This window comes from Alkalibacterium putridalgicola (assembly GCF_900109825.1).
In the GTDB taxonomy this organism is placed as follows: domain Bacteria; phylum Bacillota; class Bacilli; order Lactobacillales; family Carnobacteriaceae_A; genus Alkalibacterium; species Alkalibacterium putridalgicola.
Genome location: NZ_FOBL01000042.1, coordinates 1 through 18,654, shown reverse-complemented (window position 1 = coordinate 18,654; position 18,654 = coordinate 1). Strand labels below are relative to the sequence as shown.

General features: G+C 44.1%; 15 protein-coding genes. 13 read left to right on the top strand and 2 right to left on the bottom strand.

The genetic code is table 11. The features are described from left to right. Positions 1-242: 242 nt before the first annotated feature. Both BMX84_RS11085 and BMX84_RS11080 read right to left on the bottom strand, forming a co-directional pair. Positions 243-1,616, bottom strand: a complete 1,374-nt coding sequence (locus BMX84_RS11085) for an MATE family efflux transporter (RefSeq protein WP_091489743.1) — start codon at positions 1,614-1,616, stop codon at positions 243-245. 310 nt (positions 1,617-1,926) lie between these two features. Continuing rightward, complete coding sequence (locus tag BMX84_RS11080) at positions 1,927-3,333, bottom strand: MATE family efflux transporter (protein ID WP_091489740.1); 1,407 nt, start codon at positions 3,331-3,333, stop codon at positions 1,927-1,929. 426 nt (positions 3,334-3,759) lie between these two features. Here BMX84_RS11080 and BMX84_RS11075 point away from each other — a divergent pair, with 426 nt between their 5' ends. The 13 genes from BMX84_RS11075 (at position 3,760) to BMX84_RS11015 (ending at position 18,449) form a co-directional block, all read left to right on the top strand. Further along, on the top strand, positions 3,760-5,136 hold the full coding sequence (locus tag BMX84_RS11075; protein WP_091489738.1) for a M20 family metallopeptidase: 1,377 nt from the start codon (positions 3,760-3,762) through the stop codon (positions 5,134-5,136). Between the two features lie 3 nt (positions 5,137-5,139). Next, positions 5,140-6,333 carry a carboxylate--amine ligase gene (locus BMX84_RS11070; RefSeq protein ID WP_091489735.1) on the top strand — a complete coding sequence of 398 codons (1,194 nt, stop codon included), beginning with the start codon at positions 5,140-5,142 and terminating at the stop codon, positions 6,331-6,333. A gap of 52 nt (positions 6,334-6,385) precedes the next feature. Next, positions 6,386-7,951, top strand: a complete 1,566-nt coding sequence (locus BMX84_RS11065; RefSeq protein WP_091489732.1) for a Mur ligase family protein — start codon at positions 6,386-6,388, stop codon at positions 7,949-7,951. A 30-nt stretch (positions 7,952-7,981) separates the two neighbouring features. Continuing rightward, a complete protein-coding gene (locus BMX84_RS11060; RefSeq protein WP_091489730.1) occupies positions 7,982-8,698 on the top strand; it encodes a TraX family protein in 717 nt (238 codons plus the stop codon). An 86-nt stretch (positions 8,699-8,784) separates the two neighbouring features. Further along, complete coding sequence (locus BMX84_RS11055) at positions 8,785-9,993, top strand: M15 family metallopeptidase (RefSeq protein ID WP_091489727.1); 1,209 nt, start codon at positions 8,785-8,787, stop codon at positions 9,991-9,993. Between the two features lie 73 nt (positions 9,994-10,066). Beyond that, positions 10,067-11,518, top strand: a complete 1,452-nt coding sequence (locus BMX84_RS11050; RefSeq protein WP_177165556.1) for a UDP-N-acetylmuramoyl-L-alanyl-D-glutamate--2,6-diaminopimelate ligase — start codon at positions 10,067-10,069, stop codon at positions 11,516-11,518. A 124-nt stretch (positions 11,519-11,642) separates the two neighbouring features. Continuing rightward, positions 11,643-12,356 (top strand): cysteate racemase, encoded by a 714-nt coding sequence (gene cuyB / locus BMX84_RS11045; RefSeq protein ID WP_091489722.1) that lies wholly within the window; start codon positions 11,643-11,645, stop codon positions 12,354-12,356. Between the two features lie 87 nt (positions 12,357-12,443). Then, the gene (locus tag BMX84_RS11040; RefSeq protein WP_091489720.1) at positions 12,444-12,968 is read left to right on the top strand and encodes a YcxB family protein; all 525 of its coding nucleotides are present in this window, start codon (positions 12,444-12,446) and stop codon (positions 12,966-12,968) included. Between the two features lie 184 nt (positions 12,969-13,152). Continuing rightward, a complete protein-coding gene (locus BMX84_RS11035) occupies positions 13,153-13,581 on the top strand; it encodes a CopY/TcrY family copper transport repressor (protein WP_091489717.1) in 429 nt (142 codons plus the stop codon). Positions 13,582-13,595: 14 nt separating this feature from the next. Continuing rightward, positions 13,596-16,082: a heavy metal translocating P-type ATPase gene (locus tag BMX84_RS11030; protein WP_091489716.1), complete on the top strand. Its 2,487-nt coding sequence runs from the start codon at positions 13,596-13,598 to the stop codon at positions 16,080-16,082. A gap of 22 nt (positions 16,083-16,104) precedes the next feature. After that, positions 16,105-16,314, top strand: a complete 210-nt coding sequence (locus BMX84_RS11025) for a heavy-metal-associated domain-containing protein (protein ID WP_091489713.1) — start codon at positions 16,105-16,107, stop codon at positions 16,312-16,314. A 230-nt stretch (positions 16,315-16,544) separates the two neighbouring features. Beyond that, positions 16,545-17,192 carry a pyroglutamyl-peptidase I gene (gene pcp, locus BMX84_RS11020; RefSeq protein ID WP_091489711.1) on the top strand — a complete coding sequence of 216 codons (648 nt, stop codon included), beginning with the start codon at positions 16,545-16,547 and terminating at the stop codon, positions 17,190-17,192. A gap of 81 nt (positions 17,193-17,273) precedes the next feature. Further along, positions 17,274-18,449 (top strand): cation:proton antiporter, encoded by a 1,176-nt coding sequence (locus BMX84_RS11015; RefSeq protein WP_091489708.1) that lies wholly within the window; start codon positions 17,274-17,276, stop codon positions 18,447-18,449. Positions 18,450-18,654 lie beyond the last annotated feature (205 nt).

Genomic DNA, 18,654 nt, shown 5'->3' with positions numbered 1-18,654 from the left:
GTACGTCGAATGAGAGCATCATTGGCATCACTCAGACACAAAACACCGTGAGTACGTCGAATGAAGGCGTCATTAGCAGCACTCGACAAAAAACGCCGCGAGTACGTCGAATGAAGGGATCAATGGACGTACTCTAAGAAAAATAACTGTGGGTATGTCGAATCAACGCCACATCAACGCCACTTCAACAAAACAACAAAAAATCCCAACCATCACATAGACAGCTGGGACTTTTAAACGGATTATTTGATGACGTTAGCCAGTTTTCTGAAAGGTCTGATTGTTTTGCCACCAGTCAGCTGACGTTTCAAAGCATAATACGAACCAAGCAGCGGGAACAGTGCACCGACCCAGGCGATCGGGTTCGATAAGCCGACACCGACAAAGCCGAGTGATTTTGACAGGAGCAGTACGGCACCGACACGGCCGAAGAGTTCGAATAAGCCGGCAAGGGTTGGGGCAGTACTTTTACCTAAGCCTTGGAGCGTATAACGATGAACGATCAGTGATGACAGCAGGACATAAAACGCTGAGTTCGTGATGAAGTACAGACGAGTCATTTCCAGGATCTCCGTATTTTCAGGTCCGACAAAGAGCAGAGCGAAATACTGGCCGAAGAAAATAAGGATGGCGCCGACGACAACGCTATAGATGGTGGTAACTTTCAGGACTTTCTGAACACCTTCCCAGACACGGTCAAGTTTATCCGCACCGTAGTTCTGAGCGGTATAGGTCGCCATGGTCACACCGATTGCCATCAAAGGCTTGGTTGCCAGAGAATCGATTTTCTGTGCAGCGGTCGTTGCCGCAACAGCTTCAGGTCCTAGTGTATTTAACGTCATAGAAACAACGATCATACCAATAGCGATAAGCGATGTCTGGAAGCCCATCGGAAAAGCGATCGCCGAGTGTTCTTTGATCTGTTTGAATCCGGCTGACCAGTCTTCTTTATGGATGCGGAAAAGCGGCACACTGCGTTTGATGTAGACGAGTCCGATCAGGCCGGAAATGAACTGCGCAATGACGGTCGCTAAACCGGCACCGGCAACGCCCATGTCAAACACTAGAATGAAGGCTAAATCTAAAACAACGTTCAAGACGGATGCGATAGCCAGAAAGACGAGCGGCGCTTTAGTATTTCCGATGGCGCGCAGCAGGTTTGAGACTAGGTTGAATAAGACGATCCCGCTTAAGCCGATGAACATCATGGTCAGATAATCGCTCGCAAAGCCGATCAGTTCGTGCGGTGTGTTCATGAATTCTAAAATGTTTCTTCTGAATGAAACAGCTAGTACAGTCAGCACAACACTCACGGCACCGGCGATGATCACACTGGCTGCCAGGTTTTCGCGGATGGCTTTTTCGTCTTTCTTGCCGAAACGCTGGGCGGTGATTACTGACAGACCGGATGTTAATCCGATGGCAAGTCCTAAGACAAGGACGTTGATGCTGTGTGTAGATCCGACGGCTGCGAAGGCATTAACGCCTAGTGTCTGACTGACGATGTACGTATCTGCCATCTGGTACATTTGCTGTAATATATTTCCGATCACTAAAGGTAAAGTGAAGAGTAAAATGAGTTTTAAGGGACTACCTTTGGTCATATCCTGGTTCATAAAATGATTCCTCCGTTTTGTAATGTTAATGTCTTTTATGACGTGTTTTCAATACGTTTCATTTTTTAGGTCTTTGGATAAGTATAGGCAGATTACATCTGATTACAACCCATAAACGAAGGGAAACTTGACAGTTTTGTGAACGGAAAAAACCATGAAAATAGGAGCCGTTTTCATTTGCTCAACAGGGGCATTCCTTGATTTAAAAGGATATTTTTGAAAATGTAGACAAAATATGAAAAATGAGAGAATGGTTAAAATAATAGAAAGAAAAAGAGCACAGATCACTGAGATCCATGCTCTTTAACACCTATTTGATTTTTGAGGGTGACGGATCCAGCTGGTCCAAAGTGAGTTCCGGTTCAGCTTCGATGCTGACAGCCATTCTACCGGACAGATCACGCTTGGTCGCACGATAAGCCCATACCAGAGGAACGAAAGCGGCAAACCAGGCGAGTGGGTTGGCGATGACGGTCCCTAAAAAGCCCAGATGGACAGACAGGAAGCCGGCAGCCAATACACGAGCCAGCAGTTCACCGATGCCCGCAACAGTTGGAGCCAGACTGTTGCCAAGGCCCTGCAAAGTGTGTCTGTAGATGAACAGGACAGATAAAACAGCATATAAGGAAGAGTTTGTTAGGAAATAGTACTGGATCATCTGAAGGATCTCAGCCGGGGCATCAGCACCCACAAACAAAGTGGCAAAGTTTCTGCCCCAGATCATAAGGACGATTCCAATAACGATACTGTATCCAATACTCATCTTCAAAGCCTGATCCACCCCGTACCAGACGCGGTTCAGCTTCCTTGCCCCATAGTTTTGAGCCGCATAAGTCGACATCGTTATCCCGAAAGACTGTAGGGGAAGCATGGCGACTGCATCGATTTTCTGAGCGGCAGTAAAGGCAGCGACAGCTGGTGCGCCGAGCTGATTGAGCGTCATCGTGATGGCAACGGAGCCTATGGCGATAATGGAATACTGAAAGCCATAAGGCAGACCGATGCGTAAATGTTCCTTGAATTCCGCTTTATCCAGTTTCCAGTCTTCTTTGTGGATACGCAGGAGCGGCACTTTCTTCCATATGAACCAGAGCGTCAGAATACTGGAGACGATTTGAGCCGTGATGGTCGCTAAAGCTGCTCCTCTTATACCCAGGTCAAAGACAAGAATGTAGACATAGTCCAGAACAATATTTAAAATAGAAGTAACAATCAAAAAGTACAGCGGTGTTTTACTGTCGCCTAAAGCGCGCAGTAGGTTAGCCAGGTAGTTAAAAAGAATGACAGCACCGATGCCTCGGAACATGACATTCAAGTAGTCATAAGCATAGGCATAGGTCTCATCAGGTGTTTTCATGATGGTCAAGATCTCTTCTGTAAAGGTGGTGGTCAAAAAGGTCAGCGTGATGCCGATCGTCAGGCTGATGATCAAACCGGTGGACAGGTTTTTTCGCAGGGCTTTTTCATCTTTGCGACCGAAGCGCTGGGCCGTTATGACGGATAAGCCGGCTGTGATCCCTATAGCCAGACCAAGTATCAAAAATTGAAGACTAGAAGTAGAACCGATAGCTGAAAAGGCTGTTACCCCTATGGTCTGACTGACGATATAGGCGTCTGCCATATTGTAGAGCTGCTGAAATAAGTTCCCTATCAATAAAGGAACGGTAAAACCAAGGATCAGTTTGATCGGATTGCCGTGGGTCATATCTTTTTTCATGTGATCACTCCTGTGTATCTGAACATATTATGACAAAGTGTCACTGCCTGACAAAAAAATAAGGCAGATGCATAAATTTGTAATTACCTGATAATTATAGCTTTATTGAATATAAAAACAAGCTTAAATTTAACTTTTACAAAAGAAAGTGAAAGACGATCGGTCAGGATGTAAACGGATGAGCAGCAGTGAAGCAGACAGACAGATCCAGACTTAGGTATTAGCAACTGCAATAAAGGAGAGAAGTGGTAAAATCGTAGTGGATTCGTAAAGAATGATAAACAATTATACGGTATAATAGAAGAAATTAGTTTTTCCGAAAAAAGTATGGGAATAGTTGACTTTTTTCTCATATCAAGTAACGTGATGAACAAGAAGACAAATAAAAAGGTTCTATTTTAAATAGAACAAACGAGGAGCATACCAATGGAAAATTATCTGACAGATTCGATAAAAAGTGAAAGCCTGCAAATATTGAAGAAACTGATCGGCATCCCTTCGGTGAATACAAGTCAGGAGACAGAGGAGACTTATCCGCCGTTCGGCAAAGAAATAGACCGGGCGTTGAAAGAAACGCTGGCTATCTGTGACAAATTGGGTATGGATACTTTTTATGATCCAGAAGGCTTTTATGGTTATGCAGAATATGGAAGTGGCGAAGAAACCGTCGGCGTCCTCTGTCACTTGGATGTCGTCCCGGAAGGCGATACAGAGAAATGGAAATCCGATCCATTTAAAGGAGTCGAACGTGACGGCGTACTTTATGGACGTGGCTCACAGGATGATAAAGGCCCTACTGTTGCGGCGCTTTATGCGTTCAAAGCAGTGGTCGATGCCGGCAAAACCTTTAATAAAAAAATTCGTTTCATTTTCGGTACAGATGAAGAGATCCTTTGGCGCGGTATGGATCATTACAAAGAGCATGAAGACTTCCCAGATCTCGGATTTGTTCCGGATTCCAGATTCCCGCTCACTTATGCTGAAAAAGGTCTGCTCCAGGCCAGAGTCGTTGGACCGGGGACGTCTAAACTGAAACTGCAGTGTGGAAGTGCGCCTAACGTCGTTCCGGAACGGGCCGAATACAAAGGCGGACACCTGGAAGAACTGAGCCGTATCCTGACTGACAAAGACATTCCGTATCATCAGTCAGAAGAAGGTATCGTTGTTGAAGGAAAAAGTGTGCATGCAAGCAAGGCCGGTGAAGGGAAAAATGCCGTGACGCGTCTGGCGCAGGGTCTGGTCGACTTGCAGCCTCACCCGCTGATTTCATTTTTAGCTGAGAAAATCGGTATGGAAACCAATGGTGAAACGCTGTTCGGTGAAGTGAAAGACGAAGTGTCAGGCGAACTGACTTTAAATGTCGGCACTCTGGAAATCAGTGAAAATACGTCTGAAGCCATGCTGGACATCAGGATCCCTGTGACTTATGACAAAGAAGACATCGTAGAAAAAGTAAAAAATGTAAGCAGCGAATATGGACTGGAATACAAAGAACATGATTTCCTGGACTCTTTGTATGTGCCTGAAGACAGCGAGCTGGTCCAGTCACTGCTGGCGATTTACCAGGAAAAAACAGGAGACACAGAAAACAAGCCGATGGTATCCGGCGGAGCCACTTATGCACGTGCGATGCCGAACATGGTTGCGTTCGGTGCCCATTTCCCTGGAAGCATCAGTCTAGAGCATCAGGAGAATGAGGGTATAAATCTGGATGAATTTTACAAGGCAATGGATATCTATGCTGAAACGATATACCGCTTATGCTGTACAGACAGTCAGCAAAGCAATGGAAAGAGTGAGTAAAGAATGGAAACCAAACATAAAGCAGTCGTACTGGGCAATAATTATTATATCGGACTGAGCATTATCAGGAGCCTTGGGAAACATGGCGTCCCGGTCGCTGTTGTAGACTATCAGGAGGAAGGGGCCTATGCCCGTCAGTCCAAGTATGTGACTGAAAAACTGATAGGACCGCATTACAGTAAAGAAGCGGAAAAATTTAAAGACTTCCTTATCGGCTATGCTAAAAATCAGGACTATAAACCTGTCCTGTACCCCACTGCGGATCCGTATGTGGAATTTATCGACACGTACTTGGATGAACTGAAAGAGGTTTATCTGATCAATCAGACTGAACAGGGCTTCTGGAGCGATCTGATCGATAAAGACAAGCTGTATGTCTTGGCTCAACAACACAACGTTCGCGTGCCGAAAACGATTCAGGTCAAACAGAACGATGTCATTGAAAGAGTCGAACAGGAACTGGGCTATCCCTGTATCATCAAACCGTCTGATTCTTCGACTTTTGTCTCTACCTTCCGCAAGAAACTTTTCAAAGTGACGAACCGGGATGAACTGGAAGAAGGCTTGAAAAAAGCGAAAGACGCCGGTATCGAAGTAGTCGTCCAGCAACTGGTGCAGGGGTTTGATGATCATATGTATACCTTTGATGCCTACTTGAATCAGGATTCTAAAGTAACGCATTGGGTGACGGCTCAAAAAGAACGCCAGTATCCGATCAACTTCGGTGCGTCTGTTTACATCAAGCAGAAATATGTACCGGAACTTCATGAGATCGGGGCCCCTTTCCTGGAGGCGATCGGCTATAAAGGATTTGCAGAAATCGAGTTCAAGAAAGATGAGCAGACCGGTGAATATTTCCTGATCGAGATCAATGTCCGGACCACGAATTTTAACCAGATGCTGACAGAACTGGGGTTCAATATGCCACTTTTAGCCTATAAAGAACTGACAGGTCAGGAAATCGGACAGGACAGCTTAACGGAAACGACCAATCTGGCTTTTCATTATATGTATGAAGATCTGCATGCGTCCCGTGCGTACGTAAAATCTGGTCAGCTGACGTGGAAAAACATCCTGAAAACTTATACGGAAAAAAGAGTCGGATCGATCTGGTCAGCCAGTGATCCTAAACCCGGCCTGCACTATGTCGGTGGTCTAGCTAATAAAGTCAAAAATAAGATAGTGAAAAGAAAATAAAAAGAGATTTTCTTGTATTGAGTGAATGTCTTAAAAGAGGAGAACCGAGCTTATGCAATTATCTGAGCTACTCACAGCTATAAATGTATTAGAATCAAAGAACGAAAAAAATAGTGAAATCAGCACGATCGCGTATCATTCCAGCAAGGTACAGGGGGATTCGTTGTTCGTGTGTATCAGAGGTTATAAGACAGATGGGCATCAGTATGCAGAGGATGCTGTAAATAGAGGGGCTGTGGCCTTGATCGTCGAGGAATTCCTTCCAGAGATCGCTGTGCCGCAGTACCGTGTGGAAGATAGCCGGAAAGCACTTGCCGCATTAGGCGATCAGTATTATGGTCATCCATCCAAAGATATGACACTCGTGGGCATCACAGCCACCAACGGAAAAACGTCGACGTCCTTCATGACGAATGCCATTTTAGAGGCAAACAACTGGAAGACGGGTCTGATCGGGACAGTCATGGTGAAATATGGAGATACACTGGTTCCGAGTATTTTGACTACACCGGAATCACTGGATCTGCACGGGTATTTTGACAGAATGCGTAAGGAGAATATTTCACATGTCACAATGGAAGTCTCTTCTTCCGCACTGGAATTAAGCCGAGTCGGTAGTGTTTCGTTTGATATCGTAGCACTGAATAACATCAGTCGTGAACACATCGATCTACATGGCTCATTCGAAGAATATTTTAATGCCAAAGCAAGTCTGGTACGCGAGGCCAGATCAGATCAGTTTGCAGTATTGAATCTGGATGATGCGCATTCTGCTTCACTGACCACTGAAACGGCAGCATCTGTCGTTACTTACGGTATTGAAGATACATCAGGCTTTCTTCAGTGCAGGGACATTGATTTGTCTACTGGCAGAGGGAATTTTACTGTAGAGATCAACAAACCCTTTAAAACGATCAATGGCGATACTGTTGAAAAAACAGCATTTGACATCCACTTGTCTGTGGCTGGCTACCATTCAGTCTATAATGCGATGGCTGCCATAACCATTGGTTTGATCAGCGGAGTAGATATCCAAACGATCCAGTCTGGCATCGAAAGTTTCAAAGGTGTGGAACGTCGCTTCCAGTTTATCTATGAGAAGGATTTTAAAATAGTAGACGACCATTTTGCAAATGCAGGGAATATCGAAGTCACTTTGGAAACGTTGATGAAAATGGATTATAAAAAACTGCATATCGTCTATGCCATCAGAGGCAGCCGCGGTGTGACAACAAACCGTGAAAATGCGGAGACTCTCGCAAAGTGGGCGCCTAAATTAGGTCTTGAAAAAGTGATTGTATCACTGAGTGAATCACATGTTATCGATAAAGATGATGTCCTGCCGGAAGAACTGGAGGCATTCAAAGAAGAGATGGACAAAGTCGGCGTGGAGATCGAACTGCATAAAGAAATGCCGGATGCTTTGGAATCTAGTCTCGATCAAGTCGAAGCAGGAGATGTCGTTCTCATCGGCGGGGCACAGGGGATGGACTTTGGAGCGAAATATATCCTGAATCAGCTCGTTGACAAACGTCCGGATCTAAATGCTGAAGAAGTACTGGCTCCTCTTGGCGAACGCGTGGCCGGGATCGACGAATCATTTTTAGGTGACAGTTAACTTATTGACTCAAAGTATTGGAGTGATACGATGGAAAAGCCATTCTCGACTACAAACATCAAAAATATCGGCTTTAATGCCAATGTGATTAAAATCGTTGCGGTCACCTCTATGTTTGTCGACCATTTCTCCCGGGTGATTACCGAAGAAGGAACAGCGACCAGCTGGGGACTCCATTTGTTTGGACGGCTGGCAGCTCCGTTGATCGCCTATCTCGTGGCAGAAGGTCATTACTATACGTCAGATAAACTAGCTTACGCAAAACGGCTGTTTATCTTTGCGCTTATCTCCCATATACCGTATATTGTATATTTTGGTTTTGGTTTTTTTCAGGCAACCAGTGTCTTCTGGTCTCTACTGATGGGACTGATTGCCCTGACAGCAGCAACGAACGACGAACTTTCTGATATATGGAAAGTCCTGATAGTGGGAGCGAGCCTGATTCTTGCCGCCCCGGCAAACTGGAATTATATTGCTGTGCTTTGGGTATTGAACTTCGGTTTGTTCAGAGAGCGAATGGGCTTTAAGCTTACAGGATTCGTTGTCATTACAGTGTTATTCTATATCATACCGGGTCTGCAGCAGTATGGGACCGAAGTCACGTACCGTTTCGGGAGTCTGCTGGCATTGCCGTTCTTTTATTATTACAATAGAAAACCGGGGAAAAGAACCTGGTTCACGAAGTGGGCTTTCTACTGGTTCTATCCTCTGCATCTGATATTCCTTTATGCATTGAAGATGTTTTGACCTGAAGCATCCAAGGTCTTATACTGTGTAAAGATAAAATATATATAGACTAGACTAGTGGTATATCAGAAAAAGGAGCTTTGATTTTGAAGAAACAGAAACCGTTCTTAAATGGCTTGATCATCATACTGCTCTTTTCGATCGTGATTGTAAGTATAGTCCTATACTTACAGCGAACACCTGCGGACGATCCGAGCAGACAAGGCAGTGAAACTCCATTAGGACAGACTGAAGACGGCGATTCGAATGAAGAGGTAAATACGAATGTAGAGCATGAGCTGCCAATGTGGCACCTCGATGGACCGTTTGAACTGCCTATTATCGGCGCCGCAGGATATACGTCAGTGACACAGCCATTATTTGAAGAGCCTGAAGCTGATGCAAAAGTTCTTCAGGAATTAAAACCGGGGACCCCCTTTGAGATAAAAGGTGAAAGCGGAAAATACTGGTCTATAGAATCTGAATCTTTTAAAGGATGGATCGAACATCGCTTTGCTTTTATTAATTTGCCGGATGTCGTACCATCCATTCTCTACAATCATACTAACAGTTACGCGTCGCGTTTTCAGACCTCTTATATGGATATCCCTGAATTAACGGGGGAACCATTGAATCCAATGGTCGATTATAATAAACGACTGGAAAAAGAAGAGTATGTTATGCCTATCCTTTATCAGACGGCTAAAAAAGTTTTTCATGCTCAGCAACTTGCCCTCCAGAATGGAGATACTCTCGTCATATATGAAACATTCCGACCGAGAGAACTTCAGCTGCTCGTCAATGAGTCGATGGAGAAGCTGGCCGAAGAAAATGAGGAAGTAGCTGAAGGGATCACTGGTGAGCCTTGGAGTATCACCTGGTTCATAAATATGAATGTGTCAAATCACCAGCGCGGATTATCATTAGACGTCAGCCTTGCTGAAGTGGAAGAATTGACAGATCAGACGATCGGAGATTTTAAAGCGCTGAAAGTTAAAGAGTTTAAGGAATACACCATGCATACCCCGATACATGAATTAAGCGATGAGTCAGCTGTGTTTAATAGACCGATCGCCTCAGCCGACCGTGAAGGCTGGAAAAAACTGGAAATTAATCCGGAAATGACGCAGCCTGCACTTAAACTCCAGGATTATATGGTCGAAGCGGGGTTTAATCCCCTTGCTTCTGAATGGTGGCATTTTAATGATGTCGATGCCCTGGAAGATCTGGGGAAAGATGCAGGAAACGGTAAATTTTTTATCCATGAAACGATTAACAGCGTCCCCAGATGGAAAGAAATTTCAACTGCCCAGTGAGGCGATCCATGCATCCCTAGAGTGCAGTGCAGGTATAACGAATGCAATCCAATAATTACGAGGAGATATTATAGTGGAATGGAGAAGATTAATCAGAAACATACCAGAGCTGTATGTGGAAACTGTTTCGGATACAATTGAGATCAAGGGGATCACCGATAAGTCCTCAGAAGTTCAAGAAGGCTATATATTTGTCGCTATACAGGGATTTAAAACTGATGGTCATAAATTTATTTCTGAAGCAGCAGAAAGAGGGGCCAGTGTCGTTGTTGGACAACGCCCCATCGAACAAGAAACGATTCCGTATGTACATGTGAACAACACTAGAAAAATATTAGGACAACTGGCTGCCAGTTTTTACGAGTACCCTTCAGAGGATAAATTGGTTATTGGAGTGACGGGGACAAATGGAAAAACAACCACTGGTCTGTTTTTAAGACATTTGTTGAGAAAGGAAGGCTACAGTGTTTCTTTTTTCGGTACAGTATTTAATGAAGTGAATAATGAACGCTCAAAGAGTAATCTGACAACACCCAATTCTTTAATGATTCAAAAAGCACTGGCTGAATCGGAGGATCAAGTTGCTGTCATAGAAGTATCTTCTCAGGGGCTTGAGCAGTTCCGTATGGAAGGCATGACATTTGATTATGCACTGTTCACTAATTTGCAGCATGATCATTTAGATTATCACAATTCTATGGATGAGTACTTTTTAGCAAAAAAGAAGTTATTCGATTTATTGAAAAGTTCGGGAAAAGCAGTCATAAATGAAGAGAGTAAGTGGGGAAAGAAGCTTACAAACCTGCTGGTGGATGAAGAGAAGACGGTTATTACTGTAGGAGAAGACGATCAGTTTACGCGTTATCGATTAGAAAATTCCTCGAGAGGAATATGTGTCATCGGGGACAGAACTTATGAAATCAGTCTACCGCTGCCTGGAAAATATAATCTCGCAAATTTATCTTTGGCACTGACTGTTTTAAGTGATTTGCAGCATGATCTCACGAATGTATCAGAGCTGATGAAAGATATGGATGTGATACCTGGACGCTTTGAAGTTTATGAGCTCTCTGATCGGGTAAGTGGGATAGTGGACTATGCACATACAGCAGAAGCACTGCAAGCCCTTCTGCCTACGATCAGAGAGTTGTATTCCGACTATAGACTGGTGCATCTGTTTGGATTCAGAGGTAATCGTGATATTTCAAAAAGAGAAAAAATGCTGGAAGTATCTAAACAGTACAGTGATGAAATCGTTCTGACTCTGGATGATCTGAATGGTGTCAGTGTGGAGGAGATGGAAAAGGAGTATAACCGTTTTCGGGAAAGAGACATAACTGATAAAGTAAGTGTTATCCTGGACCGGACGCTCGCTGTTTCTCAACTAGTAGAAGAAGCCACAGAGCCTACTCTGATTGTTCTATCAGGGAAAGGGCACGAAGACTATCAGCAGGATTTTCAGTTATCAGCCAAATCTGATAAAGAAACATTCTTGTTATTTACTGATCACAAACGGCTGTCCTAGCCAGCAGTTTAATTGAGCAGCTCTAATAGATATATAAATGAAAGGAATACCCTGACTCACTTTGTGTAAAATCATAAAAAACAAGTGGATACTCAGGAGAAAACAACACATAGGGAGGGATATTATGGAAAATAACGAACGTATCATTGGTATCTTAGGTGGGATGGGACCGGAAGCTACGGCCAGTTTCTTTTACAAAGTCATTAAAGAAACACATGTATCAAAAGACCAGGATCATTTTCGGACCATTATCGATAGTAACCCCAAGATTCCTGATCGGACAGCAGCTATATTAAATAACGGCCCTTCTCCAGTTGAAGAAATGGTCATGACAGCAAAAAATCTACAAGCTGCGGGAGCAACAGTAGCAGTCATGCCATGTGTGACTGCACATTACTTTTATGAAGCTATTCAAAAAGAGATCGATATCCCGCTTCACCATGTGCTGAAAGGGTTAAACAGCTATATAGATGAGGAATATCCAGACGTAAAGAAAATAGGCGTATTATCGACGAGTGCGACAAAAGAGACCGGGTTGTTTCAGCAGTATCTCAAAGATAAAGAAATCGTATATCCCAATGCCTTTGAACAGGAGAAAAAGGTGATGCAGGCGATTTACGGCGATATTGGGATTAAACAGGGGAACACAGGCCAAGAACCCAAACAGCTCCTGCTTGAAGTGGCTGAACGTTTGATTGATGAAGAACAGTGTGAGTTGATCGTTGGTGGATGTACAGAAGTGGAGTTGGTCTTAAAGTCAAAGGACCTAACTGTTCCTTTTATCGATCCAATGCGTATTGCCGCTAAAGATCTGACTAAAAGCGAAACATCAGAATAATCTTATCAGGAATCGTGGAATAACCAAGCTAGTGAAAACAGAGTTGATCTATACAGAACGCATGGACAAACTGAAGGAGAGAAAATTTTGGCAACAGAAGAAAGTGTACACATTTCCGGGAAACTCACCTTGGAAGATTTTATCAAGTACAATCACTATCATTTAAAAAATATACTGAAAATATATTTTGTCTTCTGCTTTATCATCCTTTTCTTTGTTTTTCAGACCCCTATGTCAGGTGATGTCCTATTGATCATCCTGATTGCAGGGATACCGTCTCTTTTATTATCAAGCTTGTTATATTACTTTGCTAAAAGACTGCGCAAACATTTAGCTGTTAAAGAATATAAAAGTGACCAGCTGATCAAACAAAAGATCAGTTACACGTTTAACAGAGATAGTGTCATTCAGCATGTCAGGCAATCGAGGAGTCAGTACGAATGGGATGATTTTTTGAAAGCCCGGGAACATAAAGAGATATTTCTGCTGTATTTGTCTAAGAATAAAGCCCTCGTCTTACCAAAACGTTTTTTTCAGACTGAGGCTCACATGAGACAGTTCAAGGAACTTGTTTCGCAGAATATGACTCAAGTTGAGCTGTATGACAAATGAGGACGAAGCCCAGGGCCACTAGTTAAAGTGATGATCTAATAGAATAAAGATTTAATATACCAAACGGCTATTCTTTACTGAATTTTTCAGAAAGAATAGTTTTTTTGTTGACATTTTACGTTTACAGTTGTAAACTATATAAAGAGTTTAACGTTTACTAATGTAAACAAAAGGAGAAGATCATATGCATGAGAATCAGATTTCGCCATCCGAATGGGAAATCATGCGCGTCGTCTGGACGACGCATCCGATTACGAGTAAAGAAATCAACGACATCTTAAAAGAAAAAAAAGAGTGGAAACTGGCTACGACCAAAACGCTTATTGGCCGTCTGGTGAAAAAAGGCCTGCTTTCAACAGAACAAAAAGGACGGAAGTACGAATACAGTCCTTTAGTCTCTGAAAAAGAAAGTATCGACGAATCCATAGATGATCTACTCGATCAGATGTGTGATACAAAGGTCGGCCGCAGTGTAGAGACGATCCTGGAGAAAAGTGTCGTCAGCAAAAGCGACTTGGAACGCCTGGAAGCACTTATTGAAAAGAAAAAAGCAGATGCTCCGAAAGAAGTTAAATGCACGTGTACGCCTGGACAATGTTCCTGTGTACATTAAGGAGGAAATATTAATTGGAAACTAAATCATATCCTATTGAGGGCATGACGTGTGCTTCATGCGCCGCTACAGTAGAAAAAACGGCCCAGAAATTAGCCGGTGTGACTGACGCGTCAGTCAATCTAGCCTCAGAAAAACTGAACATCAAAGTGGAAGAAGGCGCCTTTGATCCGGAAGAACTGGAAAGACAGATTGATGCGACCGGATATAAAATGGTCATGCCGCAATACGTGACGAAAACCTTTGATGTCGAAGGCATGACGTGTGCGTCATGTTCATCAACAGTAGAAAAAACGGCAGCTAAACTCAACGGCATGGAAAAAGCATCGGTCAATCTGGCTTCAGAAAAAATGTCGGTGACCTATAATCCGCTGGTACTTTCAGTAAGAGATATATCCGATGCTGTTTCAGGTTCTGGTTATAAAGCTATCCCTCAAGAAGAGGAGCAGGTTGAAATGACCGGTCCGGATGAAGCGGAGAAACTGTCTAAAGAAGAAATGTATAAGAAACGTACGATCCTTTCAGCGGCATTTACCATCCCCCTGCTGATCATATCCATGGGGCCGATGGTAGGACTGGAGCTTCCTTCAGTGATCGATCATATGCAGAACCCGGGCAACCATGCACTCTTGCAGTTAGCACTGACCCTGCCGGTCGTCTGGACGGGAAAGACATATTTCGAGCAGGGCTTCAAGACCCTGTCTAAAGGACATCCCAATATGAACTCTCTGATCGCTTTAGGGACATCTGCTGCATTTATTTACAGTCTGGCTGCTACCTATGCCATTCTCTTTAACAATGCTGACTTAGCTATGATGCTTTATTATGAGACCTCAGCAGTTATCCTGGCTTTCCATACCCTAGGTAAATATCTGGAGGAGCGCTCAAAAGGCCGCATGTCGGAAGCCATTCAGAAACTGATGGACCTGGCACCGAAAACAGCGCGCATCATCCATGACGGTCAGGAAGAAGAAGTGGCGATCGAAGAAGTCTCGCCCGGTGATGTCATCCGTGTACGTCCAGGTGAAAAAATGCCGGTAGACGGAATCATCGTCAAAGGGCGTACAGCTGTGGATGAATCAATGCTTACGGGAGAAAGCATGCCGATTGCAAAAGAAACAGGGGACCCGATCATCGGAGCCAGCATGAACAAGAATGGCTCGATCGATTACCGTGCAACTAAAGTCGGCAAGGATACGACCCTTTCTCAGATCATCAAACTTGTTGAAGAAGCGCAGGGGTCAAAAGCACCGATCGCCAAGCTGGCGGACATTATTACAGGCTACTTTGTTCCGATCGTGATGGGGCTTGCCCTGGTGTCCGGCTTAGTCTGGCTGATCGCCGGTCAGAGTTTTCTCTTTGCGCTCACAATATTGATATCTGTGCTGGTCATCGCCTGTCCATGTGCTTTAGGACTGGCTACTCCGACCGCGATCATGGTCGGAACAGGTAAAGGCGCTGAACACGGTGTCCTGATCAAAAGTGGAGATGCTCTTGAAACGATCCATAATGTCGATACCATCGTGTTTGATAAAACCGGTACACTGACAGAAGGGAAACCCGTCGTCACAGATATCGTTGTAAGAGAACAGTCAAGTTTTGAAAAAGCAACCTTGCTGCAGATGGCCGCTTCTGCTGAAAAAGGCAGTGAGCACCCGCTCGGCGAAGCGATTGTCAAACAGGCTGAACAAGACAAACTGACATTCACCGATGTCTCCCATTTTGAAGCGATCCCGGGTCAGGGACTGCTTGCAGAAGTTGGCACAGCTACCCTTTATTTCGGTAATAAAAAACTGATGACTGAACAAGGTTTCTCTGTTGCTGAACTGGAATCGAAAGCCAACCAGCTGGCGGATGAAGGGAAAACGCCGATGTATCTAGCCATAAACGATACGGTTGAAGGCATCATTGCCGTAGCCGATACTCTGAAAGAAAACAGCGTGGAAACGATCGAAGCGCTGCACAAACAAGGGATCGAGATCGCGATGATCACAGGTGACAATACCCGGACAGCCAATGCCGTTGCCAGACAAGCTGGAATCGACCGTGTCCTGAGTGATGTCTTGCCGGAAGACAAAGCCAACGAAGTGAAGAAACTTCAGCAGGAAGGCAAAAAAGTCGCCATGGTCGGTGACGGGATCAATGATGCACCGGCTTTGGCACAGGCAGATATCGGCATAGCTATAGGATCGGGAACGGACGTCGCTGTGGAGTCTGCAGACGTTGTCCTGATGCGCAGTGATATCAAAGAAGTATTAACAGCGATCGAATTGAGTAAAGACACGCTGAAAAACATCAAGCAGAATCTGTTCTGGGCCTTTGCCTATAATGTGGTCGGTATCCCTATCGCCATGGGCGGCTTGTATCTGCTTGGCGGGCCTCTGCTGAACCCGGCCTTTGCCGCGGCAGCAATGAGTTTCAGTTCGGTTTCAGTATTGCTCAACGCTTTGCGTTTGAAAAACTTTAAACCCACACTGGCTGAAACAGTCAGTGATAAATAAAATAATGAAGGAGAGATAGACTATGAATTATCAGGCAAAAGTAGCAGGAATGAGCTGCAACGGGTGTGCAAATTCCGTAAAGGCAGCACTCTCACAAATCGATGGTGTTTCAGACGTTAAGATCGATCTGGATGAGAAGCAGGCAACACTTGAGTCATCTCAGGAACTGACCAAAGCGCAGCTGGAAGAAGCATTAGCGGATACCAGCTATACAGTCGAATCTTTAAACTAATGTAGTAAGGAAAGGCAGGTCACTCAAACGATATAGAGTGGCGTGCCTTTTTACTTATATTTAAAAATGACTTACAGAGAGAAAAAAATAGTGTATCATAAAAACAACCAGTAAAAAGAATAGTAAGAGTAGAGCCCAATAATAGTTGACGAGTAAAAGTGAAGATTAGGTCCCATAAAATAGATAGCGATGTTCCATTATCAACAAATAAATCTGAAAGGAAGATAAAAGTGAAAATTCTGATCAGCGGTTTTGATCCTTTTGGAGGAGAGAAAATCAACCCGGCGTATGAAGCGGTGAAACGGCTGCCGGATTCAATCATGGGTGCAGAAATAGTGAAGATGGAAATCCCTACTGTTTTCCATCTGGCTGCAGAAGTACTTGAAGAAAAGGTCCGGCAAGTCGATCCCGACGTTATCCTCTGTATTGGACAAGCAGGCGGACGTTACGGCATCACTCCCGAACGTGTGGCGATCAATGTCGATGATGCCGGCATACCTGACAATGAACATAAACAGCCCATTGATGAAAAAATAAAAGAAGACGGACCAGATGCTTATTTTAGCTCTCTGCCCATCAAGGCAATGGTGGAAAAAATGAAAGAAGCAAAGATCCCGGCAAGTATCTCAAATTCAGCTGGCACATTTGTATGTAACCATATCATGTATCAGATCTTATATATAATCGACAAAAACTACCCGGATAAAACAGGCGGTTTCATTCACTGTCCGTTTATCCCTGAACAAGTGGTGGATAAACCAAACCAGCCTTCGATGAATCTGGTGGATATTGTATCGGGTCTTGAAGCCGGGATCGAAGCGATCATTGAAAGATACGGAAAAGAAGATGTTAAGGAAATAGGTGGCACGATACATTGATCCGTGATAGAGTAAAAAGGCAGCCGGAGCTACCGCGCTGTCTTTTTGATTAAAAAAACCATAGAGAAAGAAGATAGGGAAATGTTGACAGGACTAGGACTGATTTTGTTATTAGGATACATAGGAGGAAAACTGGCTTCAAAGTTAAAACTACCGCCACTTATCGGGATGCTATTTATCGGAGTATTGACCGGACCATACGTACTTGACTGGCTCGATTCCGATTTGCTGCTAGTCTCGCAGGACATTCGGACGTTTGCTTTGATCATTATTCTTTTGAGAGCCGGCTTAGGCATAAAAAAAGACCAGATAAAGCGTGTAGGGACCATTGCGCTTAAAATGAGCAGTATTCCCTGTATTATGGAAGGGATAACGGTCATGGGACTGACTTACTATCTGTTGGAATTTTCACTTGCTGAAGCGGGGATGCTTGGCTTTATTATTGCTGCTGTATCGCCAGCGGTGGTGGTGCCCAGCATGCTGGACCTAAAAGATAAAAGACTTGGTGAAGATAAACAGATCCCCACGCTGCTGTTAGCTGGAACATCGATTGATGACGTCATTGCCATCACATTTTTCACCTTTTTTCTTGGGCTGGGAACAGAAGCTCGAGAGAGTTCGTTGGCCTTTGATATTATAAGCATACCGGCCAGTATAATAGGAGGAGTACTGCTCGGAGCAGTTCTAGCTCTAGGCATTGTCTTTATCTTCAGGCTGATGCATAAAAAGTATGTCGAAAAGCTGGTGCTGTTGCTTGGGGTATCCATCCTTTTTGTAGAGTGGGGCGAGCATATAGGGATAGCGAGCTTACTAGGTGTCATGACGATCGGCTTTCTATTGCTTGAGAAAATACCGACACAATCCAAAGAATTTTCGCTTGCGTTAGGAGGCTTATGGGTATTCCTGCAGATTCTGTTATTTGCACTGGTAGGATCAGAGGTCAATATTAACGTAGCATTAGATGCCGGGCTGACTGGTGTATTGATTATATTGATTGGTCTGGCGGCTCGCAGTCTGGGAGTCTGGCTGGCCACCTGGAAGAGTGAGCTGAATGTTAAAGAGCGTGTATTCTGTATGATCGCCTACACGCCTAAAGCCACCGTTCAGGCAGCTATCGGAGCCATGCCTTTAGCTTTGGGTGTCGAGCACGGTGAAACTATTCTAGCTTTTGCTGTCCTGTCTATCATACTGACAGCTCCACTGGGGGCCTTAGCCATTTATGCTTCTGCTCCCAAATTACTGAAACAAGTTGAATAAGAAAAAGGCGCGGATGCTGATCCGCGCCTTTTTCATTTTAAGAATCGTTGTATGCACTGATTTTATAGATGATCTAAAATTACTTTCACCGGTATAATGACCACTTTCTGAGGAGTAGACTGCAGAACTAGTCACAATTCTTATATTAGAACAAGTTTTTGAGGATGGAGATACCAGAACTAGTCGCAATATCGATATTAGAACA

Coding starts and splice junctions, on each gene's coding strand:
- BMX84_RS11015 (WP_091489708.1), top strand. CDS start 17,274: ATGTTGACAGGACTAGGACTGATTTTGTTATTAGGATACATAGGAGGA.
- BMX84_RS11080 (WP_091489740.1), bottom strand. CDS start 3,333: ATGAAAAAAGATATGACCCACGGCAATCCGATCAAACTGATCCTTGGT.
- BMX84_RS11025 (WP_091489713.1), top strand. CDS start 16,105: ATGAATTATCAGGCAAAAGTAGCAGGAATGAGCTGCAACGGGTGTGCA.
- BMX84_RS11085 (WP_091489743.1), bottom strand. CDS start 1,616: ATGAACCAGGATATGACCAAAGGTAGTCCCTTAAAACTCATTTTACTC.
- BMX84_RS11035 (WP_091489717.1), top strand. CDS start 13,153: ATGCATGAGAATCAGATTTCGCCATCCGAATGGGAAATCATGCGCGTC.
- BMX84_RS11075 (WP_091489738.1), top strand. CDS start 3,760: ATGGAAAATTATCTGACAGATTCGATAAAAAGTGAAAGCCTGCAAATA.
- BMX84_RS11070 (WP_091489735.1), top strand. CDS start 5,140: ATGGAAACCAAACATAAAGCAGTCGTACTGGGCAATAATTATTATATC.
- cuyB (WP_091489722.1), top strand. CDS start 11,643: ATGGAAAATAACGAACGTATCATTGGTATCTTAGGTGGGATGGGACCG.
- BMX84_RS11065 (WP_091489732.1), top strand. CDS start 6,386: ATGCAATTATCTGAGCTACTCACAGCTATAAATGTATTAGAATCAAAG.
- BMX84_RS11060 (WP_091489730.1), top strand. CDS start 7,982: ATGGAAAAGCCATTCTCGACTACAAACATCAAAAATATCGGCTTTAAT.